General features: G+C 60.5%; 20 protein-coding genes, 1 tRNA gene and 2 pseudogenes. 9 read left to right on the top strand and 14 right to left on the bottom strand.

Annotated features, from left to right (window positions below; all coding sequences use genetic code 11):
- Positions 1-25: 25 nt before the first annotated feature.
- The 4 genes from D6B98_RS02760 to D6B98_RS02745 all read right to left on the bottom strand — a co-directional run bounded on the left by D6B98_RS02760 (position 26) and on the right by D6B98_RS02745 (position 6,820).
- Complete coding sequence (locus D6B98_RS02760; protein ID WP_126255398.1) at positions 26-1,576, bottom strand: coiled-coil domain-containing protein; 1,551 nt, start codon at positions 1,574-1,576, stop codon at positions 26-28.
- Positions 1,577-1,696: 120 nt separating this feature from the next.
- The gene (locus D6B98_RS02755) at positions 1,697-4,450 is read right to left on the bottom strand and encodes a hypothetical protein (protein ID WP_126255397.1); all 2,754 of its coding nucleotides are present in this window, start codon (positions 4,448-4,450) and stop codon (positions 1,697-1,699) included.
- 3 nt (positions 4,451-4,453) lie between these two features.
- Entirely contained in the window at positions 4,454-5,398 is a 945-nt protein-coding gene (locus D6B98_RS02750; protein ID WP_126255396.1) for a glycosyltransferase, read from the bottom strand.
- Positions 5,399-5,479: 81 nt separating this feature from the next.
- A complete protein-coding gene (locus tag D6B98_RS02745; RefSeq protein ID WP_126255395.1) occupies positions 5,480-6,820 on the bottom strand; it encodes an O-antigen ligase family protein in 1,341 nt (446 codons plus the stop codon).
- Between the two features lie 233 nt (positions 6,821-7,053).
- On the opposite strand from D6B98_RS02745, the gene D6B98_RS02740 reads away from it, so the two are divergent.
- The 5 genes from D6B98_RS02740 (at position 7,054) to D6B98_RS41860 (ending at position 11,774) form a co-directional block, all read left to right on the top strand.
- The gene (locus D6B98_RS02740) at positions 7,054-8,310 is read left to right on the top strand and encodes a glycosyltransferase (RefSeq protein WP_126255394.1); all 1,257 of its coding nucleotides are present in this window, start codon (positions 7,054-7,056) and stop codon (positions 8,308-8,310) included.
- A 362-nt stretch (positions 8,311-8,672) separates the two neighbouring features.
- The gene (locus D6B98_RS02735; RefSeq protein ID WP_245481211.1) at positions 8,673-9,056 is read left to right on the top strand and encodes an SxtJ family membrane protein; all 384 of its coding nucleotides are present in this window, start codon (positions 8,673-8,675) and stop codon (positions 9,054-9,056) included.
- Between the two features lie 74 nt (positions 9,057-9,130).
- Positions 9,131-10,960: a carbamoyltransferase family protein gene (locus tag D6B98_RS02730; protein WP_126255392.1), complete on the top strand. Its 1,830-nt coding sequence runs from the start codon at positions 9,131-9,133 to the stop codon at positions 10,958-10,960.
- A gap of 122 nt (positions 10,961-11,082) precedes the next feature.
- Positions 11,083-11,394, top strand: a complete 312-nt coding sequence (locus D6B98_RS40480; protein ID WP_205680434.1) for an AraC family transcriptional regulator N-terminal domain-containing protein — start codon at positions 11,083-11,085, stop codon at positions 11,392-11,394.
- Positions 11,283-11,774, top strand: coding sequence for a helix-turn-helix domain-containing protein (locus tag D6B98_RS41860; RefSeq protein WP_502699877.1), 492 nt, complete (start codon positions 11,283-11,285; stop codon positions 11,772-11,774). The genes D6B98_RS40480 and D6B98_RS41860 overlap by 112 nt, the downstream gene beginning before the upstream one ends.
- Positions 11,775-11,892: 118 nt before the next feature.
- Here the strand turns inward: D6B98_RS41860 and D6B98_RS02720 are convergent.
- From D6B98_RS02720 to D6B98_RS02710, 3 genes and pseudogenes are all read right to left on the bottom strand, one after another.
- A pseudogene (locus tag D6B98_RS02720) lies at positions 11,893-12,114 on the bottom strand (6-aminohexanoate hydrolase); the annotation flags it as partial.
- Between the two features lie 13 nt (positions 12,115-12,127).
- The gene (locus tag D6B98_RS02715) at positions 12,128-13,924 is read right to left on the bottom strand and encodes an SGNH/GDSL hydrolase family protein (protein WP_126255391.1); all 1,797 of its coding nucleotides are present in this window, start codon (positions 13,922-13,924) and stop codon (positions 12,128-12,130) included.
- Between the two features lie 147 nt (positions 13,925-14,071).
- Positions 14,072-14,256: pseudogene (locus D6B98_RS02710) on the bottom strand (carbamoyltransferase C-terminal domain-containing protein); the annotation flags it as partial.
- A gap of 277 nt (positions 14,257-14,533) precedes the next feature.
- Here D6B98_RS02710 and D6B98_RS02705 point away from each other — a divergent pair.
- Positions 14,534-17,053: a fused MFS/spermidine synthase gene (locus D6B98_RS02705; RefSeq protein ID WP_126255390.1), complete on the top strand. Its 2,520-nt coding sequence runs from the start codon at positions 14,534-14,536 to the stop codon at positions 17,051-17,053.
- A gap of 27 nt (positions 17,054-17,080) precedes the next feature.
- Here the strand turns inward: D6B98_RS02705 and D6B98_RS02700 are convergent, their stop codons facing one another.
- Together D6B98_RS02700 and D6B98_RS39665 are read right to left on the bottom strand one after the other, a co-directional pair.
- Positions 17,081-18,013 carry an SGNH/GDSL hydrolase family protein gene (locus D6B98_RS02700; RefSeq protein WP_164718343.1) on the bottom strand — a complete coding sequence of 311 codons (933 nt, stop codon included), beginning with the start codon at positions 18,011-18,013 and terminating at the stop codon, positions 17,081-17,083.
- A gap of 95 nt (positions 18,014-18,108) precedes the next feature.
- Positions 18,109-18,261: a DUF5989 family protein gene (locus tag D6B98_RS39665; RefSeq protein WP_164718342.1), complete on the bottom strand. Its 153-nt coding sequence runs from the start codon at positions 18,259-18,261 to the stop codon at positions 18,109-18,111.
- Positions 18,262-18,736: 475 nt separating this feature from the next.
- Here D6B98_RS39665 and D6B98_RS02690 point away from each other — a divergent pair, with 475 nt between their 5' ends.
- Together D6B98_RS02690 and D6B98_RS41855 are read left to right on the top strand one after the other, a co-directional pair.
- Positions 18,737-19,357 (top strand): site-specific integrase, encoded by a 621-nt coding sequence (locus D6B98_RS02690; RefSeq protein WP_126255388.1) that lies wholly within the window; start codon positions 18,737-18,739, stop codon positions 19,355-19,357.
- Positions 19,314-19,592: a tyrosine-type recombinase/integrase gene (locus D6B98_RS41855; RefSeq protein WP_126255387.1), complete on the top strand. Its 279-nt coding sequence runs from the start codon at positions 19,314-19,316 to the stop codon at positions 19,590-19,592. Before D6B98_RS02690 ends, D6B98_RS41855 begins: the two co-directional genes overlap by 44 nt.
- Before the next feature lie 234 nt (positions 19,593-19,826).
- Here D6B98_RS41855 and D6B98_RS02680 read toward each other — a convergent pair.
- The 5 genes from D6B98_RS02680 to D6B98_RS02660 all read right to left on the bottom strand — a co-directional run bounded on the left by D6B98_RS02680 (position 19,827) and on the right by D6B98_RS02660 (position 24,439).
- A tRNA-Lys gene (locus D6B98_RS02680) sits at positions 19,827-19,902 on the bottom strand.
- 180 nt (positions 19,903-20,082) lie between these two features.
- Positions 20,083-20,679: a Spy/CpxP family protein refolding chaperone gene (locus tag D6B98_RS02675; RefSeq protein WP_126255386.1), complete on the bottom strand. Its 597-nt coding sequence runs from the start codon at positions 20,677-20,679 to the stop codon at positions 20,083-20,085.
- A 189-nt stretch (positions 20,680-20,868) separates the two neighbouring features.
- Positions 20,869-21,873, bottom strand: a complete 1,005-nt coding sequence (locus D6B98_RS02670) for a TRAP transporter substrate-binding protein (protein ID WP_126255385.1) — start codon at positions 21,871-21,873, stop codon at positions 20,869-20,871.
- Between the two features lie 273 nt (positions 21,874-22,146).
- Entirely contained in the window at positions 22,147-23,709 is a 1,563-nt protein-coding gene (locus tag D6B98_RS02665) for a 2-isopropylmalate synthase (RefSeq protein ID WP_126255384.1), read from the bottom strand.
- A gap of 466 nt (positions 23,710-24,175) precedes the next feature.
- Positions 24,176-24,439: a hypothetical protein gene (locus D6B98_RS02660; RefSeq protein ID WP_126255383.1), complete on the bottom strand. Its 264-nt coding sequence runs from the start codon at positions 24,437-24,439 to the stop codon at positions 24,176-24,178.
- A 322-nt stretch (positions 24,440-24,761) separates the two neighbouring features.
- Here D6B98_RS02660 and D6B98_RS02655 point away from each other — a divergent pair, with 322 nt between their 5' ends.
- Complete coding sequence (locus D6B98_RS02655) at positions 24,762-25,979, top strand: SMP-30/gluconolactonase/LRE family protein (RefSeq protein WP_126255382.1); 1,218 nt, start codon at positions 24,762-24,764, stop codon at positions 25,977-25,979.
- Positions 25,980-26,083 lie beyond the last annotated feature (104 nt).

Genomic DNA, 26,083 nt, shown 5'->3' with positions numbered 1-26,083 from the left:
ATCAGCTTGCATAGAAAGGCTCGAATCACCGAACGGGCCGGAATGTGCGAAGACCTGGGTCCATCGGATCGTCCAACGTCAAAACCTTGCTCACCATTTCTCGACTCGACTTAACCAGCGGCAGCACCTGCGCCATAACGGCTTGCAGGCGCGGATCGCTCATGCGCCTCTCATACTCCTTGACTGCCTGCTGATAGAACCAGATATCGTCCTTGAGCGCTGTCGTGAGGGCGTCTCGTTCTTGATCGGTCAAGTCGGTCTTCGGCGGGTAACCGAGATCTTCGGTTTCCTTCGTGACGTTCATCGGCGGCAAAGCCAAGATCCTCGCGCGCCCGGTAACATAACCGGTCGTCACGGCGAATTCGTCGAAGCGATCGGTCAGTCCGTAGTAGCTGACCTTGTTGAGCAGATTGTCGAAGCACGCCTGAGCCGTTGCCGCTCCGGTCCGGGCGAATGTCCCTTGGCCGGTGTCGTCAAAAAAGCTGTATTGCGGGCCGATGGCTTCAAGCATTCTTGCCGAAAATTCGACGAACGACATACCCCCCTTAACGACTTCGTCATGCCAGGGATTGGCGGGTCGGCGCAGCATGAAATTGTAGTTGGAAATCATTCGCTCAATCGGATCGCGCAACACCGTCACCACGACATGTTGCATCCAAAGCCGACGAAAGATCGGCTGATCAAGACGCATATGCCCTGTCAGCAGATACGGATGGCGCTGCGGAGGTGCCGCGTAGTTCTTAAGCCAAATCTCCTCCCGAAACGAACCGAAGAAGTCGTTAGTGTTCATGTCGAGCGAAAGTGGAACGAAGCCCATCTGGCGGAACAGCGCGTTGACGGTGTGGCCTCCGGTCTTTGGAACATGGATATTCAGGACGAGGTCCGGTCCAAATCTCTCCACTTGCCGGCTCAGGAGTTGCTCGAACGAATAGGGCCTGACGACAGGCCGCCCCGCTTGAATCCTGGCCGCAACCAGGGCAACCGGCTCGCTGGTCTGCACAGCGTTTGTCGCGGCGTTCCCGCCAGGAGCAGCAGTGACTGGAGGGACGCTTGCCGCCGCCGCCGTGATCTGGCGGACAATGTCGTTGAGCGCCGCAAGCTGCATCTGCTGCGCGGTCATCGTCGAGTTCAACGCCCCGAGTTGAAGCTGCTGACCGTGGAGCGTAGCCTCCAGATTCATGCGGTGCGCCGGCGGCAGGTGCTGCGAGACCTCGGTCAGTCCGGCACCGAGCTTTTCGCCATCGGCCCGCAACCTGTCCACCTGCGCAATCAGGGCATCAATCTGGGCTTGCACGGCTTGAATGGCGTGACGCGTAGCCGGCTGCAAGTGTGGCGCGATCAGCTCATCGAGCTTGTCATGCTCGGCCTGAACCAGCGATTCGATCTTCGCCTGCTCCGCATTCAGTTGCCCATGATGAGCTTCAAGCGCTTCGAGCGTGGCCTGCTGCCTCGCGATCGCTTCCCCCACATTCGTCCGATGGAGCTCGAGGGCATTGAGCGTGGCCTGCTGTTTCGCAATCGCATCTTCAACATTCCACAGTCTCACCATCACCCGCCGTACGGCCGGAATCTTCATCAGGATTCGAACGCCACGCCCCATTTAGCCCCCCTCACCACCGCCTCGATCCTGAGCGACGATCGCCCCCAGAGCAATCCCCGTGTCTGCCGAATCCACCCTAGAATCGGTACGCGCCGGTCACTCGCGCCGCACAGGGTTCCTGCCCAGCCGCGTCAGCCACGTCCGCAACGAGGAGATCCCCCATCTTCGTGGTTGCGGACGTGCGTTCAAGCCTTCGCCCTTGGACCATTTGCTGACTGCCGACCATCTTTGGGTACGGAGCATCGCTTGCTTGAAGTCACCGCGCCATCCGAGGCGTACCGCCTTCTTGAGGTAGATCCATCGCACGTCGCCCGGGGCGCGCAGCCAGATCTTTGTCGCACGCATGAGGCTGGAAAACACCACGCGATCCTGCCCGTAACCGCTCTCGGCCAGCAAGCGGGCGATCTGATCGTCTGCCTGAGCCCTTGCAGACCTGAGCGACCGCCATTTTCGTCCTCTCTCAGGGGACTCGTTGATCCGCGCGACTTCGATCATGCGCCGTTCGAGCTGGGTCAGATCCTGAACGGACTCCCTGTCCCAGAGCGCCTCGTCGATCCGGTCCAGCAGCGACTTGGGAAGCAGGGAGCGATGTTTCCAGAGCAATCCGTACAACGCCAGTTGATGCGCCTCGTCGTCGACCCGGAGTTTATGGACGATGTTGGAGAGCTGGTGCCACCCTGCCAGCACCTCTCGCGCCGCCTGACGCTCGCCGTTCTCGGCAAGGATCGGAACAATGGTGTAGACATGGGTGAGCAGGATCGACGGATTGACATTAGCGACCGCAATGAAAGCCTCGGCCAGATCTGACGCCAGCATTGCCGGAAGCTTCGGAACCTTCGCCGCCAGCCGAAGCAACGTGTCGAAATAGAGACGCAACATCGGCAGCCCCTGCGGATAGAGCTCCGTGCCACGCCGCAACCAGGCGACACCACCTTCATTGTCGTTGCGTTTGAGCTTCGCCCAGCCGACATAGCCATGACACGCGGCGATGATGATGTCGCGCGTGCTGTAAGGCAGCTGCTTTCGACCACGAAGCTCGGGCGTACTTTCCAGGGTCAGTTCGCTGGTCGCAACGTCGGCATATTCGTAACAGGGAAATACCTCGTCATTGCCATGCAACGTGTAGGCGAAGGCGACGTCCGCGCCGCGCGGATCGAAGACGAGCTCGGCCTTCCGATCGATGATAGCAAGGAATTTCTTTTCGGCTGACCGAAAATCCGCGCCGGGCTTGAAGAAGCTCCAATGCGCCTCATTGAACAGCAGCAATAGCGAATTCGGAAAGCGCGCCAGCCCTTCCCTAAAATATTCATCGGCACGCGCCGCCCATTTTCCGGCGATCCGGTTTTCATGGAATGTGAACACCGCCTGAGCATGCAAATGCGCCGCGTTATTGTAATCGGTCTCGTCGGACAGATCGTCCGGTCCGATCCCGTCGCAAAAGTTCGCAATCTGCTCGCGGACGTGATCGGTGCCGAAGCAACCGCAATCGACCGCCGGCGTCAGCCAGACCAGTCTCCGCTGGCGCTGCCGCTTGGGGACCGGAGTCGCGTGGGGCCAAACAAGTCCCATGAACAGCGCATATTTCAGCAGCCGCTGATAGCTCTCCTCACGCGGCTCGCGATGGATCGCAAACCGCTCGTTCACCACAGGTACGACGGTCGCAAATTCGTAGTCCGGATGGCCTGCTGCGCAGCGATCGAGATGCGCAGCGATGTCGGCCGTCATGGTCTCCGCGCGGAACGGATAGCAGCCAGGCGCGATCTCGTCGTAAAACGAACCTTCCGGAAACAGCAGAAACGCGCCGTTGGACAGCGCGTCCCGCCAGCGCGGCGACGGCGAACCGGCATAACGATTGACGACGGGGAGGAATTTCGCGTGCGAGACGACTTCGAAATAATCCCTCTCCGGCATGTGCCCTTCGATCACCTTCACCTTGTAACGGGGAGCAAGGCTTGAAAGGTTGAACAGGAAGCGGGGCTTTTCGGAATGGAATGGCGCCAATGCGGAGCCGGTGAAGATGATGTCGACGAGCTTTTCGCGATGCGGCGATGCCTCGGGAAACGGTGTCGCGATCGGGTGCAACAGCAGATTAGCTGCACAATAGAGACCCGGCGTGCCCTGGCTGAGCTCAAAATGTTCCTGCGAACAGTTGCAGATCGCGACATCGTAGAGCGCATAATTGTCGGCGTTGCGGTATTGAAAGGCGTCGGAATCATGACACCAGATCACCTTGGGAACGGTGACCTTGTGGAAGTCCTTTGGCACCAGCCATTGCGGGCTCAACGAGAAAATCAGGTCCGGCCGCTCGCCCTCGGGCAGACTGTCGATGAATTCGCTGAGCGAGTCCGTCGGCGAATAGTCGTAGGCATTGCTGGCCAGTTGACTTCCGACGTACTTGACCGTGATCGATCCATATTTGTAGGCCGGCGCAATGAAGCTCTCGGAGTAATGTTCCGGAAATACGGACAGGATCGCGCCGGGCACGAAGATGGTCACGTCGTCGCGCTTGATCAGGCTGCGGAAGGTCGCCGCTGCCGACATGAACTCCGCACTGCCAACTTTCGCCAATTCCGCGTCCGCATCGCGCTTCAGCGACCAGAACGCCAGCGCCCTGCACAGCCTCGCCCGATCGCCGATTGTTGTCAGGCCATCGAGCAGCGCCAGGCCCTGCTCCAGCAGGCCACCGAGGATCAATGCGCAGCCCCGCAGCTCCGAATTCACGGGCGCTATCTGTGCCACGTTCAGAAAATCGCCGCGCGCGAAGGCAGTGTCCGCCGAACCATAGGCATGGCGGATGTCTTCGGCGGTGAATCGGAACGAGAACTCGGGGGCGATCTTTCGAGAGCACATGCCTCACTTCGTTTCGGTCAGGCGGAGGCGGTCGACTGCCTTCGCGTTGTAGAGCCTGTGCCGGAGCCGGCGCGCCTCTACGATGGTCAAGGCGCGAAGGATCCACAAGGGGTCGGCCAATTCTTCGCGAAAGAATGCCCGTGCCGCCTCCGCCCATTGCCGGGCGCGGCCCTGATAGACAATGAGCCTCGCCATCTCGCGCGCCCGCCAGTTTCGCAGAAAGCGCCGGACTTCGGCGGAAATATCTTTACGGGCCAACCATTGGTCGGCGATGTGCACATGCTCCCCCAGGTAGGGTGGCATAAATCCCTTGCGGAAGTGCATGGTGCGCGATTCGTCGTGCACTCTCATTTCGGACACGACGACGTTCAGCGAACCTTCCCGCACACCGGCGATGGTCGCCCGCAGCAGGAATTCGCGGTCGCTGCTCTCTGAGAACATCGGATCGAAATTGCCGATCTGGGAAAATACCGAACGATGGCAGAACCGTGCCGACAACAGAGGCATATCATCGCAGACGTTTTCGAGCGACAACCGGGTCATGTCTTCGCCAACCATCCGACGCACGACGAGCTCCTCGCCGTCAGGGAGCGTGCAGAACATCTGCGCGCCGCCAGTCCAGATCCTCACGTCGGGACGAGCGGCCGCCTCGCTTGCCAATCGGCCAAGCACACCCGGACGAATCCGGTCGTCGCTGTGAACAAGCAAGATGAAATCGCCGGTTGAAGCCTGGACGCCGAGCGCCGCCGCAGCGGTGGCGCCGGTCCCGTTGCCACCGACGAATTTGATGTGTGGGTATTTCTGCGCCAGGCGCCGGGTAAAGCCGTCGGCGCCGTCGTGGACGACGATGTGCTCAAGTTCGTAAGGCCCCTGATGCTCGATGCTGCCAATGGCCTCATCGACATAGTCCGACGAATCAATGGTCAGCGTAATGATTGAAATTCGCATTCAGCTTCCGCGATCAGAACTGGCGCTCTTAGGCTGCTGGATTGGGGCTCCCACCCTCATTAGACGAACTGGGATCGGTTTTCAAAGCCGAGAACGGCCAGGCACACCGGCAACGGCAGACACGTTGCCGAGCGGCGCGCCCTGAGATTCTCCACGGCGTCGTTGTGCTCCAAGCTTCATGCCGCCCGCAACTCCCACGCCCAGCACGTACATCCACCCTTCGACAAAATCGAACAGGTGAGCATTGAAAAGGGAACTCACCAGATTTTGGACGACAACCAATAGCCCGATCCAGTTCGCAAGACCTTGGCCGCGGAATAGTTGCAGATGCGCTATCCACATCGCGTACAGAACGGCTACTCCCACAATGCCCCATTGGACCGCGACGGCGAGCGTCTGATTGTGCGGATTCCTGGTGATTTCGCCGGCAAGCCCGGATTGTCCGACCGCGGCAAGCTCGAACAAATGTCGCGTCGAACCGGTTCCATGGCCGATCAACGGCGCATCCACAAAGAAGCCGAGCGACTTTTGCCAATATTCGATTCGCCGGCCGGTCGATGCGGCAATGTTCTGCTGATAGTCGTGATACTCCAGCGCAAACGCGCCGATGCGTGCCTGCAGATAGGGCGACGCGAACCACACCGTGGCCACCACAACGACGACACCTGCGAACAGCAGCGTCGCCGCCCGACGATCCAGATGCGAGAAGGCAAACACGGCGAGCAGCACCGGGACATAGATCAGCGCCGCGCGGGCCGACACCACGAAGGCCATATTGGCGAAGAAGCCCAGCACCAGAGCCGCGCAGGCCAGTGCGGCCACATATCTGCCTTGCTTCCAGAAATCGAGAATGAATGGCGTCAGCGCCACCATGCACAACGCGAATTCCTGGCTCTGGTCGATATAGTTCTTCACGGGTACGCCGGGGCTCCTGCCCGACGCCAACGCCAGGTCCGGAACGAACCACACGATCCAGGACAGCCCCATCAGAATCGCGCAGGAGATCAGAAACCCGCCAAAAACCCAGGCGCTGCGGGGCCAGAGGGAGAAATGGTAGAACAGGAGCGGAAGGGCCAGCAGCTTGGCAAGGGGACTGAAGCCTTGAAGCCGATCCTGCCACGAAACATCGACCCACAGCATACCAACGAAGCCGAGTGTGACCAAGGCGAGCGGCCACCGGCATATCGGACTGGCGAGCGAATGCAGGAACGCGCGGTAGTCGAAGGTGGGTAACAGCCGCACCAACGTTAACAGCCAGAATCCGAAAAATATCGACACAGCGCTCGTCGACCAGGGCAAAGCCACCGCCGCGAGAACCACGAGGAGATTGGCCTCCAGAGACAGCACGCCCCAGCGGCACTTGGAGGCAACCGCGGCGGCCCAACCGAAAACTCCCGCACTGCGACGCATCGCCTCAGTCATGTTCGTCCCTCGAACAATTCGGGGGCGAAGCGTGCCAAAGGGCTGCCCGCCGCGCTGTCGCGCACCTGATTGAATCTCTCCTTCATAACAACCGCATGCTGGACTCGAACAAGAGATGCGCTTCCCGGTCCGTTGATCGGCCTTTGCGCCTCATTTTTTCAGTGAATGCGATATTTGGGTAGCGCTTTGCGCCGGAACCGTCCACCCTTCGAGAGAAGGCCTCGAAAGACAACATGATCCAGAGTGGGCAAATGGGCGGGCCGAATTCCGAGCGTCAAAGAAACCCGACGAGGGAATTCGGGCGCCTAAGATATTGCGGATCCGGATATCGGGTTCTCGTGATTTGCAACGATGGCGCCTACTTTCTTCGCCATCGGCTGTCGGTCGTCACACATCTCGCGTCCCTCGGCGTCGATGTGACGGTTATCGCTGGCGGTGATCCAATTCGTGCCGAAAGCATTCAAGGCTGGAATTATATCCATGTACCGATCGAGCGCTTCAGATTCGATCCATTTGGCGATGCCAGGCTGATGCTTCGGACGGCGCGGACGATCCGCGCGTTCAAGCCACATGCCGTCCATCTAGTGACGCTCAAGCCCGCCATTTTTTCGGGATTTGTGTCAATCGTCTCGCATTTTCTCCATGCTTACCCGGAACAAGTTCTGATCACGCTGCCCGGTTTGGGCCGGATGATGTCGCCAAAGGCTCCCGGCCAACGGCGCTACCCGATCGCAAGTGCGCTTACGTTGTTGGCATTTCGAGTGTTGTCGCGACGGGATTATGTGCACTTTACTTTCGAGACCCGGCATGATCGCGAGTTTTGGAAAGGCAGGGGCATTGCCAACGAGAAGAATTCATCACTCATCGAGGGCGCTGGCGTGGACCCCAATCTGTTCTATCCGCTGGAAAACGCGCGAAGTGGCAGCACGACAAAAGTCCTGTTCGCTTCCCGGCTCTTGAAGTCGAAAGGCTTGAGTACTTTTCTGACGGTCGCGCATGAGCTGGCACATCGCAGCGATGTGGAGTTCATCGTCGCCGGCATCCCGGACGATCACGATCCCGACGCGATACCGCACCGCGATCTCGAACAAATGACGGAGATCCGTTTTCTCGGCCACGTCACGGATATGCCGAATCTGCTCCGGCAATGCGACATCGTTTGCCTGCCGACAAGGTACGGCGAGGGAATCCCCCGCATCCTGATCGAGGCTGCCGCAACCGGCCTTGCGTCGATCGCCTCCGACCACCCCGGATGCCGTGAGGCCGTCGAGGATGGCGTGACCGGGCAAATCCTGTCGGCGAAGTCAGACACCGAAATGAGGAGAGAGCTATCCGCTGCAATCGTCGGGTATCTCGAGAATCCCGACCTGCTGAAGAAACACAAACGGGCGGCCAATCAGCACTTCCTGTCGCGGCCGTTCAATCAGCCTGCGATTGCCGACCGTTTCACGGAACTCCTAGGGGTGCTTGCGGCGCCGTGGTCGGATTGATCGGCGCGGCGGGCGCGACATCGTCAGACCTTTCGCCCTCGGCGCATAAGGTTCTATATACCGCTATCGCGGGGTGCCTAAGTGATTGATTTTGCGGGGGTCGCCTACTGTGCATGGGGTTGTTTTTCCAAAAATGGATCCCTCTGGGTTCCCTACGACTCGCCTGAGACGCGCCTCGGATGGGATTGGTTCTTAGCCGGATTGACTCGGCTCGCGTTGCGGTGGCATGCAATCAGAAACGTTTGAAGCGAAGCCGAGCCAAACGAGATGACTGCCGCGATGCACCATTTTTTGGCTTCTGATGCGGGCTCGGACTAAGGGTGGAACAGAACACTCACGAGCTTTTCTCCCGAGAGGAGCCAGTGGTTGTCGGCTCCGACCGGACGTTTGGCTGGGTGATGGCTGCTGCGTTTGCGCTCATCACCCTCTTCAACGGCTGGCATTCCGGCCGCCTGTGGCCATGGACGGCAGTCCTTGCCGCGATGTTCGCGGTGGTCGCCGCAAGCCGTCCCGCCGCACTGAATCCACTGAACCGTGCCTGGACGAAGCTTGGTCTGCTTCTGCACAAAGTCACCAATCCTGTTCTGATTGGACTGATCTTCTACGGCACGATCCTGCCAACCGGCCTCGTCATGCGCTTGAGCGGCAAAGATGCGCTGCGGCTGAAGCGTGACGCTCGCACCGAGAGCTATTGGATTCGCCGCACGCCCGGTCCTGCGCCCGAAACCATGCGAGATCAGTTCTGATGATCGATTTACAGCCCGACAACCGGCGCTTCCTTCGCGCGGCCGCACCACTCATTTGCACGCAGCCTTGAGACATGCGCGTTCTCGGCATCTCAGCCTTCTATCATGACAGCGCGGCAGCCCTGATTGAAGACGGTCGCGTGATCGCTGCGGCACAAGAGGAACGCTTCACCCGGAAAAAGCACGACGCATCGTTTCCACACCACGCCATCGCGTTCTGTCTGGAGGCCGTCGGCGCGAAGCTTTCCGGCATCGATCAGGTCGCGTTCTACGACAAGCCGTTCCTCAAGTTCGAGCGGCTGCTCGAGACCTATGTTGCCCTCGCACCGCGCGGTTTCCGCTCCTTCCAGATGGCTATGCCGCTCTGGCTGAAGGAGAAGCTGTTCCAGAAAAGCCTGCTGCAGAAACATCTGGCCAAACTTGACGCTGACTTCGCAGTCGACCGGCTCCTGTTCACCGAGCACCATCTGAGCCACGCAGCCAGTGCGTTCTTTCCGTCCCCTTTCGAGAAGGCGGCCGTGCTCACGATGGACGGCGTCGGCGAATGGGCGACGACCTCAGCGGCGATGGGAGATGGCAACCGTCTCGAGATATTTCAAGAAATCCATTTTCCCCACTCGCTCGGCCTGCTGTACTCCGCCTTCACGTACTACACCGGCTTTAAGGTCAATTCCGGCGAATACAAACTGATGGGGCTCGCTCCCTATGGCGAACCGAAATACGCGCAGCTCATCCTCGATTCGCTGATCGATCTGAAAGCGGACGGCTCGTTTCGCCTCGACATGTCGTATTTTAACTATTGCACCGGGCTGACGATGACCAATGACCGGTTTGCCAAACTGTTTGGGCGGCCGGTGCGCACGCCAGACGAATTGCTCACGCCTTTCCACATGGATATTGCCGCCTCCATCCAGGCAGTCCTGGAGGAGGCGGTACTCCGTTTGACCCGCAGCCTTGCGGCTCAGACCGGCGCCCGCAACCTGTGTCTTGCAGGCGGTGTTGCGCTCAATTGCGTCGCTAATGGCAAGGTGTTGCAGGACGGCAGATTCGATTCGATCTGGATTCAGCCGGCCTCCGGCGACGCCGGCGGCGCCGTCGGGGCGGCACTCGCTGCCTACCATCAGTTCAGACAACAACCGCGCGATGTCGCGGTCGGCGACGGCATGTCCGGCGCTTTCCTCGGACCTGAATTCTCGCAAGAGGAAATCGAACAGCGGCTGCGCGCCACAGGCGCCCGCTTCGACGTCCTCAGCGAAGATGCCATGATCGAGACGACCGCGGTGGCCCTGGCCGACCAGCTCGCGGCCGGCTGGTTTCAGGGCAAGATGGAGTTCGGCCCGCGCTCGCTCGGCGCGCGCTCGATTCTAGGCGATCCGCGCTCGCCCTCCATGCAGAAGAACCTCAATCTCAAGGTGAAGTTTCGCGAAAGCTTCCGGCCATTTGCCCCGGCGGTTGCACGCGAGGACGTTGCCGACTGGTTCGAACTCGACGGCGACAGCCCGTACATGCTCCTGGTTGCCGGCGTCAGGAGCGACCGGCGCCACATGATGAGCCCGGACGAGCAAGCATTGTTCGGCATCGACAAGCTCAACGTGGTGCGCTCGACGATCCCCGCGGTGACGCATGTCGACTATTCCGCCCGAATCCAAACGGTCAGCGCCGACACCAATCCGCTTTTCCATCGCTTGCTGTCTCGTTTCAAGGCGCTCACGGGATGCCCGGTGCTGGTCAACACCAGCTTCAACGTTCGCGGCGAACCGATCGTCTGCACACCAGAGGATGCCTTCCGCTGCTTCATGGGTAACGAGCTCGACATGCTGGTCATCGGCAACTGCATCCTAAGAAAAGAGCACCAGGATTCCGCGCTCAAACGTGACTACAGTGCCGCCTTCACGCTCGACTGAATTGCCGGCATAGCGTCTTGGCTCGAATTGCCGAGTTCGAGAGGGACACTTATCCGAGCCGTCCCCCTCCGGCAGACTAACTTCTTGGATCAAGAAGCAAGTGATCCGCGGTCTATGAAAGCATGGAGGCGCCGCCCGCTCCGGCCTCCGACGAGCATGCCGCCGCCTTCGTTATGGATCTCAACGAGGCGATCCTCGGCTGCGCCACGCGCGCCGTCAGCCTGCTTGACGAGCCGCAGGCAATCCCGCTGCTCTATCCAGGCGTCAAGCGCGAACTCTGCTACCGCCTGCTGGCCGGCCACATGGCGCTGTCTTCGCCCGCATGGTCGTCGGTGCGGAGCGAAGCTGGCGTCTGGTCGAAGCGATCCACGCATTGCGGGGCAATTTCGACAAGCAGGCGCGCGTCCATGATCTTGCCGCGCTCGCCGGCCTGAGCCCGACAGCCTTCCATCGTCAGTTCAAGGCAATGACCGCGATGACACCGGTGCAGTTTCAAAAGCAGATCCGCCTGATGGAGGCGCGCCGGCTGATGCTGTCGCGCGAGATGTCGGCCGAAACGGTCGCTTTGAGGTGGGCTATACCAGCCCCTCACAGTTCGGCCGGGAATATGCTCGGCTGTTCGGGGCTCCGCCACGCCGAGACATATCGGAAAGCTTCTGTCGCCCTGACGGTTTCAGCGCGCACACTGAAACCGGGGCCGACAAACCTTTGCGTCGTTCGAACGCCGATGGTCCGGCCGAATATATACCCTCGAAAGCACTGTGGGTCTCGCCCGGCTACGCCGCCATATGGGGTTTTGCCTAGTCGCCAATAATGCCGCGTGCATCACCGCTTGGGAAAGAGCTGGTCGCCGCCCTCAAACGGGCTGCCGCTGCAGCGTGAGTTGATGAGACGCGGCCTGAAGCATCTATGCGGGCTTCCACGCGACGGCGTCAGCCGCCCGCCATCAAATCCTTCGCCAGCGTCATGTAAGCCAGCAGCGTCACAGGGTCGTTGCCGGCGACCGGATGCGAGGCGTAGCGTGCGATCACCATATCGGCCTTGGGATCAATATAGATGCCCTGGCCATGAACGCCCCACGCCATGTAGGCGCCGTGGGCATTGTGCGTCACCCACCACTGGTTCCGGTAGGAGGCGCCGGGCAAGGTGGTGTACCGACCTCGCCTATCAATAAAACGAGGTGAGGCCCAACGCAATTTGCCTCTTCTCCATGGCGCCAGCTCGCAGATAGTGTTCACATCCCGAACGAAACATCTTGCCGATTACCGCATTTCGAACATCTCCGTACGGGACGAGGTAGCCCTCCTCGTCCCAGCCAGAAAAGCCGCCCCTCCGATTTTCAACCGCGCCGATCTTCATGAAGTGGTCTTCGCCATTCTTGAATTCTCCAGCAGCCACGGCCGCGGCGACGTCGGGATTCGCTGCCAGATAAGTTTCCTCGATCCAGCGCATCGGCAGACCCGAGCGGCGCCCTTCCGCCTTCCCGTGTTTGACATAGTGCTCGTATCCGCTGGCGAAGACCCTTTCCCGAATCAGGGGCACGAGATCCGGGTTCGCCGCCAGATACGCCTCCTCATCCCAGCGGGGAAAACCGCTGTGGCGAAATTCCAAGAACCCGACCGACCGATAGTGCTCAAAACCATTTGGAAATTTTCCCTCGGCGATCAATGCGGATACATCTGGATTGGCCGCCAGATAGGTCTGCTCGTTCCAGTCGTGGGGGGCTCCCTTGACATGGGTTTCGCGCCAGTTCGGCAGGCTCTTTCCGGCGTATAGAGCTCGCACGATTTCCTCGGCCATTCGGGCCGCCACCATGTCGTACCCGAGGCTCTTCTCCAGCGACTCGTATTTCACGTGAGCGAGATCGGCGAAAACCTGCTCATCGGTGAACATCAGGCTCAGGTCGACATAGTTGAAAGAAGCGTGGTCGGCGGCGGCCTTTTGCAACTTGGCACGCAGAATGGGATGCACGTCGTCTAACCAGGTCAGCAACGCGTGGTCCTGCGCCTTGATTGCGGCCCTGTCGCCATCGCCTAGGACCTTGTGTCTAAGCGACAGGTATGGTGATAGGAATCCAACGAACTTCGCGCCCGATCCCTCGGCGAGATAAGACATGGCCAGCTGGTTGTTGACGTAGGTGTCCAGACGCTCTGGATCAGAAGTGGAATAGCCCGAGCTGGTCGGCGGCGGTGCGACGGGCGGCCCTTTGGCGGAGGCATGAGCACGCAGCCCCGTGATCAACGGCGATTTCGATACGACCTCAAAGAGCGCAGACTTGCTGGCGACCTGATCCAGAAGTCCGGGCCGTTGCACTACTCCAGTCCGCGCGTCGAAGATCCTGTCCATGTCAAGCTGGGTGGTGTGATAAATCGAATGCTTGAACAGCCCCACACCCATCCTGAGCATCGTGCGTTCATCGAGCACGAGGACGTCGTTGATCCCGTTGAGAGTCGTGACCACGTCAGGCAGGAATTGCATGCCATCGTGCGCCAAAGTGCCCAAAGAAATACTCGAGAACCCGGCTGGTACGGAGGCGTTGATCACCTCCCACTCCTCGCCGGTCCGAAGCTCGAGCGCCCGCTTGAGGATTCCTCCGAGGGAAGCCTCCTCGCGACAGCCCCAACAGGAAAATGCCACACTGTCGCCGAGCAGCATCGCACGCCTGACGGACTTACTGCGCGCAATCGTCGGCTCCGCTCCGCGCCAGCCCCAGCTATTGACGACGACCGGCACCCAATTCCCGAGCTCATAGCGGAACCCTGGCGTGTTCCGATACCCGGACCAGGGCTGATAGGCGGCGTGCTGATTTAGAACGGTAATGGCCTTCGTCTCCGGCTTGGGAGGCGCAATGGACCTAGCCCACCATTCGCCGATCACCAGGCCCAGAACGATCAGGATGAAGGCGTTTCCCACGATCAGCGATACCGCCCGCAGGAGCATCCCTAGCGTCGTCAAATATCGCATCCCCGCTGCCTTTTGCAATTCAAGGATAAAAGCGGAGTAAGGATCGCAAATCCCGGCATGTCAACCAGGGCGCACTGCCGGCAAGATCACTGCCGGTGCTCAGCGCACAAGTGGCATCGGGCAAATCGCTCAGCCAGCGATCTTGGACTAATCCGCTTCAAATCGGTTCTTATCGTCGAGCTTCAGAGCTGGATTCTGTTCGGTTTTCTCGAGCATGCAGTTGCCGATCACCATAAGCATAAGGTCGATTTCCGATCCCATTAGCAGCGAAATGCATCCACAGACGTGCACACGATCGGCTCGCCGCGAACGTTGAGGCTGGTATTGACGAGGCGAAGCCCGCGACGAGTCCAAGCATGATCGCTGCCGCGCACTTGCGACGCGAAACGAACACAGCCAGTAAGCTTGTTCTGTCCATCTCGATCATGGACAAATTAGGAGCTGACACATTTCGAACAGCCCCCAAATTCCAACATCGACAGAAAGGAGCCAGCCGAAATTTGCTAGCGGCGGACCCTCGCATTGCGGTCGCACCATCGCCCCATTGGGCTCCGAACTTGACGCTTTCAACTCGATGCACCTAATAGTAGTGTTCGGGTCCTTATACAAATGGTCTTGGTGACAGCTGTGAGCGAGGCATTCAGAAGGGCCCGGTGGCCTACTTCCACCGGGCTCGTGTCTCTATTTTGCTTGTTGTTCTTTTTTTCCGGCACCACTTCCTTGATCTACCAAGTGGCGTGGGTACGATCCTTGTCTCTGTTCTTCGGCAGCGACGTGTATTCCGCCACCATTACGTTGGCCGTATTCATGGGCGGCTTGGCTCTGGGGAGCTGGCTGGCGAGCCACTTCGTGGACACGTGGACACGTCCGATCGCCATTTATGGACTGTTCGAAATCGCGATCGGACTCGCAGCATTGGCAGTCGCGTCGATGCTCGACTGGTTTCACGACTCCTATCGGCTCATCTACAACCAGCATTTCGAGAGCGCTCCCTGGGTCTACAATGGATTCCGGATGGTAGTCGCGACATCGTCGCTCATCGTTCCCACGACTCTGATGGGAGCGACGCTGCCCTTGCTCGTTCGGTACTTTGTTCGTCAAGCCGACCAGTTGGGTCAGCGCGCCGGTACATTCTACGCGATGAACACGTTGGGGGCGTTTTGCGGAACGCTCGTCGGCGGCTTCGTCCTCTTGCCAATGTTCGGTGTTTCCCGAACCGTGGCTCTCGCTGCGTCGCTCAATTTCGCGATCGGTGTCGTAGCGTTGTTCATGGGCGTGAAACGGACATCTGCATTGGGACTTTCCGGGAATGCGATCGCGGCATCCCCCGGACCGGCCGTTCACAAGATTTCCGAGCTTGAACGGCGTGCTGTTTTGGCTGCGATCGCCTTGTCCGGGCTGGCGGCATTGGCGCTTGAAGTTGTGTGGATGAGAGTCCTGGTCCAGTCGTTCTCCGCGACGGTATACGCCTTTGCCATCATGCTCGCCTGTTTCCTGTTTGGCATCTACTACGGGAGCTTCAAGGCGTCGCGTTGCGCCGACCGATCGCCATTGCCGGCAAAGACACTCAGTGGGCTGTTGATCGGTTTGGCGGTCGCAAGCACCTTTCTCGCGGTGTGCACCTATCTGGTACCGCATCTATTTGGGATGCTGGTATGGAGCTTGACCGCCATTTTGAAGGACGCATTCGGTACGGCGAGTGTCGTGGCGCAATTCATCGTCGCGAGCTTGGTCATCCTTGGGCCAACGATCATGTTGGGCGCAACTTTTCCATTCGCGGTGAAAGCCGTGACCTCCGATTTAGAACGACGTGGCTCTGACACGGGCAGAGTGTATGCCGTCAACACGGCCGGAGGGATCATTGGCTCGTTGTTGGCAGGCTTCGTCTTTCTCCCATTCCTTGGAGCCCGCCTCAGTTTGCTGATCATCGGCGGACTATTCGCCTTTGCCGGACTATTGCTGTCGCATGCTCTAAGATCGGGAGCGATGCCGACCACCCTTAGACTCCCGTTCGTGATCGCTGGGCTCGGGGCAATGGCGGTTTTCAGCGCCATCTCTGTCGCGCTGCCCTCGCAGACGGTCGCGAATTACGGCCTGCAGCGATCCACGCAGCCACAAGTCCTCCATCACAGGGAGGGCGTTGCTCATACGGTCTCCGTGGTCCGCAACGACAGCGGCACCATCATCATGATGGTCAATGGCAACGTCGAGGCGGACACTTCGCTCATCCAGCGTCGCCACTTCGTGCTGAAAGCCCACCTGCCGCTCCTTCTCCATCCCAATCCCGAGCAGATAGGCGTTGTCGGACTCGGTCTCGGCATCACGCTTCGCTCCACGACGCGCTACCCGACGGTAAGGCGCGTTCGATTAATCGAGCTCACATCCGATATGGTGGAAGCACATCAACACTTGAAAGAGATCACCGACGACGTCATGCGCAATCCGAAGATTCATCTGCGTATTGACGACGGTCGCAACTTCATGGCGATGTCCGACGAGCAATTCGACCTGATCACAGCTGATCCGATTCATCCACGGATCACCGGCGTTGGCTTTCTATATACGCGAGAATATTACGAAGTCATCAAGGCCAGGCTTCGCCCGGGCGGGATCGTGACGCAGTGGATGCCCATGTACAGTATCTCGCCGCGATCTTTCGACGCGGCATTCCGAACCTTCGCACAGGCGTTCCCGAACGCATCATTCTGGTACGTGCGTGGCCACGGCCTGTTCGTCGCGAGGATCGAGCCGATGTCAGTCGACTGTCGAAACCTTGCGGCCGAATTCGCAAATCCGTTGGTCAGAGAGGATTTCAGTTCAATACAAATTAACTCGCCGGCCCAGTTCCTTGGCCATTTGCTCATGGACAGTGACCATATCCGCAGCTACCTGGCGCGTAGCGCGAATGATGAGGTCAATACCGACGACAATGCCTACCTCGAATATCGAACCCCCTTTGAATTCCTTGGTCGCACCGATGCCATCATACCCGACCTCATTCGTTATGCCGGGTGGAGCCCCGAGCGGATCATGCGCAATTGCAGCGCTGAACAAGCGGCCGCGGCTTCTGACGAGTTCCAGAAACGGCTCGGGCGAATTCCCGTCGAGTTGACAGAGCCGCTGCAGTAAAGGCCAGGGTGTCGGACCTCGAACCCGTCAGTTTCCGTGGTTGGTCGTCCGAAGCAGATTGCGGGCACGGAGGAAATCGAAGATAGCCGCGGCGAACCGCTCATCGGCGAGGATGTTCGGGTGCGGATCGGTCGGCGTCACCCAGAGCCGGCCCGGTTCGAGATCGTCGACCGCGGGTAGGAGATCGAGATACGGAAGGTCCAAGCGGTTGGCCAGGGCCTGCACCATCGTCCTTTCCCGCTCGAACGGGTATGGCTTCAACTGCCTGAGCTCGGGCAGATTTGTCACGAGGACCATCGTCCCTCGCGCCCGGCAGAATTCCGCCAGGCGGGCGACGGCCGCTTCAACTTCGGCCCAGCCGCTGGTCGGCGATGATGGGTCATAGAGGTCCCTTAAGTAGTCATACCATGGCCGACGGCTGCCCAGCCCGAGCATCCGCGCGGCAACATCGATCCGCGACGCGAAATAGATGTAAGCCGCAGAAGTGCGTTCGAGCCGATGAGAGTCGTACCGCGGCGTCCGCTCCGCGTCGTTGATGAAGTAGTTCAGCACCAAGATATCCGGCCGGAAGCGATGGCCTTCGGAAAGATAGGCGGCAACTTCCATGCTGGTGTTGTAGTTTCCGACGCCCGCGTTGATGACCTCCGCCTGAACGCCGGTCGCGTGGATCATCGCTTCCAGGCGCTTCACGAACGTCTTGTCGTTCGGTACCCCCCAGCCGAAGGTGAGCGAGTCACCAAGCATCATGATTCGCAAGCTGTCGGGTGTACGTTCGAAGCCAATTTCGCGATCACGGAACTTGTGGCTATTGATGGCAACATCGACACCCATCAAATGGGCAGTTGCGCTGGGGCGATGCTCGTGCCCGATCCGCGGGTCCGCCGACACGCGCTTGACCTCGCGCGCATACTTCCACATTTCCAAATCGAACTGCATGCCGTCGTCGACCGCCAGCCGCACGAACGCTTCAAGTGCAAGCGCGACAAGCAGTATCGTGGCCGCAACGACTAGACCAGTGAAGAGACGCTCCCGTGACATCGCGAATGGGACGACAATCAAAACAGCGCATAGATAAAGGGCGCCACTGTGCTGCCCTGAGTCAGTATCATGAGACTGCCGAAGAACAGCATGGCCAGCACGATGGGTACCAGCCAATACTTCTTGCGGCTACGCATGAATTCGTAGAACTCAAACAGAAAGCTCTGCATCAGCACCTGCCCGTGCAACCGCGCGCGTGTTGGTAGTCGATGCCATTGAGCGTCGCATCGGTCAGCATCCGCAGCTCTCCAAAAGAAATGCCGTCAGGTCCCTTTGGATCGTCTACGACTGATCTTCTTCTCGATTCTCTGACGCCTAAAGTCCAAAAATACCGTCACATAACTACCAAGCGTGACGGTATTCCGATTTTCCTTGGGAGGCAAGCACGACGCATACCGTCGCATGTCAGAACTCGGATCGTAATAGAGCATCCTTGTAAGCGTCGGGCAGGTCACTGAAATAGAGGTCTCCGTCGAGGAATAAGCCGCAACTTTCGGATCGCTCCTTGGTCAACACTGACCAACTCAATTTCGCATCGCAGGAAGATCGAGCAACTCTCCTTCTCGCGGAAGCCGTCGCAAGCGGTCGATGACTAGGCCGGCCATCGTCTTGTACGCACCAAAGAAGGCCGAGACGTTTAGCTCATTGATCGACTATTTCAAGGACTGCAGCGAGTACAAAGATCTCGGCGAGAAAAGTAAGCGCGCTTATGACGGATACCTCAAACTCCTCGAGGCTAAGTTTGGCTCAATGCCGATTGGCGCTCTCGAAGACAAACGCGCGCGCGGGGACTTCAAGGAATTTCGTGATTCATTTTCTGATAAGCCGCGCATGGCGGACTACGTATGGACGACCATCGCTCGAGTTCTGTCGGTTGCGAAGGATCGGGGCAAGATCGCCGTAAACGTTTGTGAGGGCGGCGGCCGACTCTATGAATCTGATCGATCAGAAATAATCTGGACCTCAGAAGACATCCGCGCCTTCTGCTCGGTTGCCTCCGTCGAATTGCAAGCCGCTCTCCTGCTTGCGTTATGGACGGTCCAGCGCCAGGGCGACCTGCTGCGGCTCACCTGGAAGGATTACGATGGCACGTACACAAGGATGCGTCAGTCAAAGGGGCGTGGGAGCAAGGGAAGGCGCCGAGTGACCATCCCGGTCGGACCACCGCTGAAGGCCGCGCTGGACGCTACGCTGAAAGAGGAGCGCTCGGCCGTCACCATTTTTGGTCAATTCATTTGGCCAGCCCTGGACAGAAGACGGCTTTAGAACGAGTTGGGACAAGGCATTCAGAAGGACTTCGCTGGAGGATTTGCGCTTCCACGACCTGCGGGGGACCGCCGTTACGCGCCTTGCGCTATCGAACTGCTCAGTTCCTGAAATTTCGGCGATCACCGGCCATTCAATGAAGACGGCTCAGGGGATCTTGGATGCGCACTATCTAGGTGGTCGGCTCGAGCTTGCGGACTCCGCGATCAAGAAGTTGAGCGAAACCTACGGCTAGAACAGGTGTGAGTTCGAGATGTGGACGGATCCAGGTGAAGGCGCTCTCGGTCGCCAAGGCATCTCGCGTGGGAGAAGAACTCCACACCGCCGGAAACGAGCTAACCGCTGTGGTAACGCGCAGCCATCCCACCAATTCACAACTGAGAGTACGGAGGACGAACAAATTTCTCAGACAGGACGTCAAACTGAACAGTCCGTTCTGAGATGCACCGCTGTAAGTGCTTGATTTATATGGTGGGCGCACCAGGGCTCGAACCTGGGACCCGCTGATTAAGAGTCAGCTGCTCTACCAACTGAGCTATGCGCCCGAAAGGCCGGTCAAAGCCCCTGCGAGGCCGGTCGTTTAGCAAAGCGATCCGGGTCTGGCAAGCGATCGGTCGCAAGTTTTCCAAGGTTCTTCCACAGCTCCGGAAAAGCGAAAAGCCGCTGGATTCCAGCGGCTTCGCCAAAGTTAATCCCGGGGCTGACCCCGGCAAGACCCGCCTCGTTCAGAGCCTGCCCTCGCGGTCGCGGCCTTCGCCGCCGTCGCGGTCATGGTGGTCCATGCCGTGCCCCATCATGCGGTCCATGCCGCGCTCCATGAAGCGGCGGTGCCGCGGGCCGTCGTCGCCGCCGCCGAACGGGCCGCGGTGGCGGGTCAGCACGGCGAGGCGCCGCTTCTGGCCCTCGTCCAGGGTCTTGTAGAGCGGATCGGCGGCGTCGGCGATCTTCTTCAGGGCCGCGGACGTCGCGCCCATGTCCTCGGCACGCTGGCGCAGACGGGCGACCGGATCTTCCGGCCTGTCGGCGTCCTTGCCGGCATCGCCGGGGCCGGCATTCATCCGCGCATTGGCGCGGTCGATGCGCAGCTTGGCGAAGTCGCGCACGGCAGCCTCGACCGGCGGCCACAGCTTCTCCTGATCGGCGTTGAGCTTCAGCCCGGCATGGACGGCGGCGATCCGCGCGTCGATGAGGGCAGCGCGATCCTCGGGGTTCATGCGCATGTGGCGGACGTGCTCCATCCACGGGCGATGGTATTGGGCGTAGACCGCGCCTGAGCCGGCGATGCTGAGCACGGCGATGGCGGCGATGGTGAACTTCTTCATCCGAACCTCCTCTGGAAGGACGTCCGTGAGGATGGGCGCGGTGCGACTGACGCGCAACTTACAAGTTGGACAGGGAGCGCGTCCTTACCAAGATGTAACGCGCGATTTTACCTCCGCAATCGGAATCGTTCGCAACAAGAAGGCTTCCGTGCAGACCGCACGGAAGCCTTGGTTCATCGTTCGGATCGATCAGTTCGTCGCGCTCTTGGCCTCTTTGAGGAATTCGTCGATCAGCGGCTGACCGATGCGGCTCGCGGCATCCTTGTAGACCGGCTCCATGGCCTTGCGCATCGCCTCGTTTTGCTCCGCCGTGAGCTTGATGATCTCGCTCTTGCCGCTCTTCTTGATTTCGGCGAGCGCGTCGTCGTTCTCCTTCTGCGACTGCGTGTTGCCGAATTCGGTTGCTTCCTTCATCGCCTTGGTGAGCTGGTCGCGGATGTCGGCCGGCAGATCGTCCCAGAACTTCTTGTTCACGATCACGACGTAGCCGATATAGCCGTGATTGGTCTCGGTGATGTACTTCTGCACCTCGTGCATCTTCTGGGTATAGATGTTCGACCAGGTGTTCTCCTGGCCGTCGACCACGCCGGTCTGCAGCGCCTGATAGACTTCCGAGAATGCCATCACCTGCGGCAGCGAGCCGAGCGCCTTGAACTGGGCCTGGATCACGCGAGAGGATTGGATGCGGAATTTGACGCCCTGATAGTCGGCGGGCGTGATCAGCTTCTTGTTGGCGCTCATCTGCTTGAAGCCGTTGTCCCAATAGGCAAGGCCGGTGATGCCCTTGGCATCCAGCAGCTTGAGCAGCCGCGTGCCGAGCGGCCCTTCCGTCACCTTCCGCAGCGTCTTGATGTCGGGCAGGATGTAAGGCAGATCGAACACCTCGAACTCGCGGATGCCGAGCGGTCCGAACTTGGAGTTGGATGGCGCCAGCATCTGCACGCTGCCGAGCTGGAGCGCCTCGAGCTCTTCCTTGTCCTTGTACAGCGTCGAGTTCGGGTAGACCTCGACCTTGACCTTGCCGGCGGTGTATTTCTCGGCCAGCTCCTTGAACTTCTCCGCCCCCTTGCCCTTCGGCGTGTCGGTGGCGACGACGTGGCTGAACTTGATGATGATCGGCGATTGGGCCGATGCCGGCCCGGCCAGCCCGAGTGCCAATGCCGCGATGGACGCGGCGATCGCGAAGGTGCGCATAATCTCTCCCTGCTGTTATTTGGGCCGCCCGGCGTGCGGAGCGGCCTTTCCTCTTGCCCGGCTGCATCAATACAGGCCGCCGGCTTACACCGCTATTGGCCCTTAGCAGGGCAGGTATTCATGGTGAATGCCGCAGGCACTGCTGCGCACCCTCTCCCGCTTGCGGGAGAGGGTGTTTCGGCAACGGGACATTCCCCGTGGGGAAACAACCCTCACCCGCCACGCTTCGCGTGTCGGCCTCTCCCGCAAGCAAGCAGGAGAGGCGAAGAAACGTCAGCTCGCCGCGGCCGTCGTCACGGTGTCGCGCTGGCGCTTCATGACGATCTTGTTGAGCGCACCGAGATAGGCCTTGGCCGACGCCACCAGGGTATCGGGGTCCGCCGCGCGCGCCGTCATCGAGCGGCCGTCCTGCGACAAGCGCACCGACACTTCCGCCTGCGCGTCCGTGCCCTCGGTGACGGCATGGACCTGATACAGCTCCAGCTTGGCCTCGTGCGGCACCAGGCGCTTGATACAGTTGAACACCGCGTCGACGGGACCGTTGCCCTCGGCCTCCTCGATCTTGATCTGGCCGTCGACGTCGAGCTTCATGGTCGCGCGCTGCGGGCCATGGGTGCCGGCGATCACGGTCAGCGAGGTCAGCTTGATGCGGTCGTGGGACGCCGCCATCTCCTCGTCAACCAGCGCCTCGATGTCCTCGTCGTAGATGTCCTTCTTGCGGTCGGCCAGCGCCTTCATCCGCGTGAACGCATCCTCGAGCTGGTTCGGGCCGAGCTTGTAGCCCATCTCCTCCAGCTTGTGCACGAAGGCGTGGCGGCCGGAGTGCTTGCCGAGCACCAGCGAGGACTGCTTCAGGCCGACCATCTCCGGCCGCATGATCTCGTAGGTCGAGGCGTCCTTCAGCACGCCGTCCTGGTGGATACCGCTCTCATGCGCGAACGCGTTCCGGCCGACGATGGCCTTGTTGTACTGGACAGGAAACGAGGTTGCCGCCGAGACCACCTTCGAGGCACGGGTGAGCTGGGTGGTGTCGATCTTGTTCCAGTAGGGGAATTTGTCGTTGCGCACGTTGATCGCCATCACGATCTCCTCGAGCGCGGCGTTGCCGGCGCGCTCGCCGATGCCGTTGATGGTGCACTCGACCTGGCGCGCGCCGCCGACGATGCCGGCCAGCGAGTTCGCGACCGCCATGCCGAGATCGTTGTGGCAGTGCACGGAGAACACCGCCTTGTCCGAGTTCGGCACGCGCTCGATCAGCGTCTTCATGAAGTGGGTGTATTCCTCCGGCACCGTGTAGCCGACGGTGTCGGGGATGTTCACCGTGGTGGCGCCGGCCTTGATCACGGCCTCGACGATGCGGCACAGGAAATCCATCTCGCTGCGGGTGCCGTCCTCGGCCGACCATTCGACGTCGTCGATCTGGTTGCGGGCGCGCGCGACCATGGCGACCGAGGTCTCGATCACCTGCTCCGGGGTCTTGTTCAACTTCACCCGCATATGCAGCGGCGAGGTCGCGATCACGGTGTGGACGCGGCCGCGCTTGGCGAACTTCACCGCCTCGGCGCAGCGATCGATGTCGGCGGGATGGGCGCGCGACAGGCCGGCGATCACGGCGTTCTTGGAGCGGCGGGCGATTTCGCTGACGGCCTGGAAGTCGCCTTCGGAGGTGATGGGGAAGCCGGCTTCGATGACGTCGACGCCCATATCGTCCAGGAGCTCGGCGACCTCGAGCTTTTCCTCGAAGGTCATGGTGGCGCCGGGGCACTGCTCGCCGTCGCGAAGCGTGGTGTCGAAAATGATGACGCGGTCCTTGTCGGACTTGTTCTGGGTGGCCATTACGAAATTTCCTTTTGAGCGTTTGCGCCGTTCAGACCGATTTGTCCCCTGGCGCTTGTGAGGTGTCCGGTGATCTCGACCAACCCCTGAGCGCCCAGGCGCGTGGCGCCCAGCCGGCCCTCAGGGGCAAGTAAGAAGAAGGCCGCCAAGAAGGAGGGTGGGCAGCAGCGCGGCCGGGATCGTGGCGGCGGCCAGAGCCACCTCCCCCGAAATCCCTTCGATTTGGCCGCGAATCAGCATTGCCGGACCCTTTGAGCCCTCAAATCCTCGGTCAAAACCGTTGACGGTTGGTTGCCGGGAGGCTCAGTGGCCCGTTTCTAGACGAGAAATGGCCGCAACTGCAACGCCAAAAGATGGTCAAGGGGGCTGACCTGATTGGGCGCTCCGTATCATCGCTTCGCCGATGCGCTGCGTCCGGGGCACGAGAGCGGAATGGCGGCGCTCGCTCTCTCCACGCCGATCTCCCCTATCCTGCGCGGCGGGCGCGGGCCCTCGTCTCCCAGCGGTTCAGCATCTGGCCGAGCTCGCCGTTGACCACGGGTACGGCCGTGATGGCGCTTGCGATCTCGTTGGTGTTGGCGGGCGCGTTGGCGGACAGCCAATCCGGCTCGGTGTATTCGCGCCAGCGGCGGGCTTCCGCACGCCGCTTGTTGGAGATGTGGTCACGCGTGAAATAGCCGGCCGCGAATGCGATCCCCAGCAACACGATCAATACGATGACGCCAGCCACATTTAACTCCGTTCATCGCCCCCGCACGGTGTCTGCGGGGCAATGCGCGCAAAATCATGGCTTGAACCGGGCCGAATGCGTTGCATGCCGCGCTTTGCCGCAAGCAAATTTTTGCTCAATCCTGCGGAACATTTTCGAGCCCTGCAAACGGCGCAAGGCGAACGCGAAGCGCATCCATTTCGAGCGCATTCGAATATGACGGGATTGCGGCCGCTACATCGCGCGAATCCGATTTCCGCCCTCGCAACCGACTCCGGACCGCATTAACCTCCGGTTGCTCGGCCGGATCAACCGGCCAGCCGAACATCACTGGGAGGACGCGATGACACGCCAAGAACAGCGTGAGCAGGATGCTGCGCTTTCACGACGAACACTTGTCCGGGGGCTTGCGCTTGGCGCCGCGGCCACCGTCGCCGGCCCTGCGCTGGCCCAGACCGGACCCGCCGCACCGCCGACCACCATCACCACCCCGCCACGCGATTTCGGCCCCAACGGTGCACCGACGACCTATTTCTGGGACCCCGACATCATCGCGGTCGATCCCTCCTTCAACGATCTCGCGCAGCCCAACACCGCGATCAAGCGCCTTTACACCGGCTTGCTTTGGGCCGAGGGCCCGGCATGGAGCGCGCAAGGACGATATCTGCTCTGGAGCGACATTCCCAATAACCGGCAGATGCGCTGGAGCGAGGACGACGGCCGCGTCAGCGTGTTTCGCACGCCGTCCAACAATTCCAACGGCAACTCCTTCGACTTCCAGGGCCGCCAGCTCTCCTGTGAGCATCTGACCCGCCGGGTGACGCGCTACGAGCATGACGGCACCGCCACGGTGCTGGCCGACTCCTATCAGGGCAAGAAGCTGAACTCGCCGAACGACGTCGTCGCGCATCCCGACGGCAGCTATTGGTTCACCGATCCGCCCTATGGCGGTCAGCTCTACGAAGGCGAGCCTGACGTCGCGGGCGGCCCGAGCAATGCGGGCGGCAAGCTCAATCCGCGGATCGGACAGCCGGCCGGCTTCACACCGGGCAGGCGCGAGCTGCCGACCAATTGCTATCGCATCGACCCCTCCGGCCGCATCGACCTCGTCGTCACCGAGGAGCAGGTGCCTGATCCGAACGGCCTCTGCTTCTCGCACGACTACAAGAAGCTCTACATTGCCTCCACCGGCAAGGGACCGGGCGATACCGGACCCGGCGGCAAGGGCGAGATCTTCGTGTTCGACGTCGGCAGCGACAACAAGCTGTCGAATCACAAGAAGTTCAGCGACTGCGTGGTCGACGGCGTGAAGTGCGGGCCGGACGGCCTGCGCTGCGACGTCAACGGCAATTTATGGGCCTCCAGCAATGCCGGTCGTGCCGTCGGCTATAGCGGCGTGACGGTGTGGTCGCCGGAGGGCAAGCTGCTCGGCCGCATCCGCCTGCCGGAGGTGTGCGGCAACGTCTGTTTCGGCGGCCCCAAGCGCAACCGCCTGTTCATGGCCGCGAGCCAGTCGCTCTACGCGGTGTTCACGGCGACGCAGGGCGCGGGACCGGGCTGAGCGGCACGGGCCCTGTGACGACACGGCGCCGGCGTCTCCCGCCGGCGCCGATTGTCCTGATGGTCATCCTGCTGCATGGACGGGACCACGGAGGTGACTCCCGG

Source organism: Bradyrhizobium sp. LVM 105, assembly GCF_003957705.1.
Taxonomy (GTDB): domain Bacteria; phylum Pseudomonadota; class Alphaproteobacteria; order Rhizobiales; family Xanthobacteraceae; genus Bradyrhizobium; species Bradyrhizobium frederickii.
This window is presented reverse-complemented; position numbering and strand designations above follow the sequence as displayed.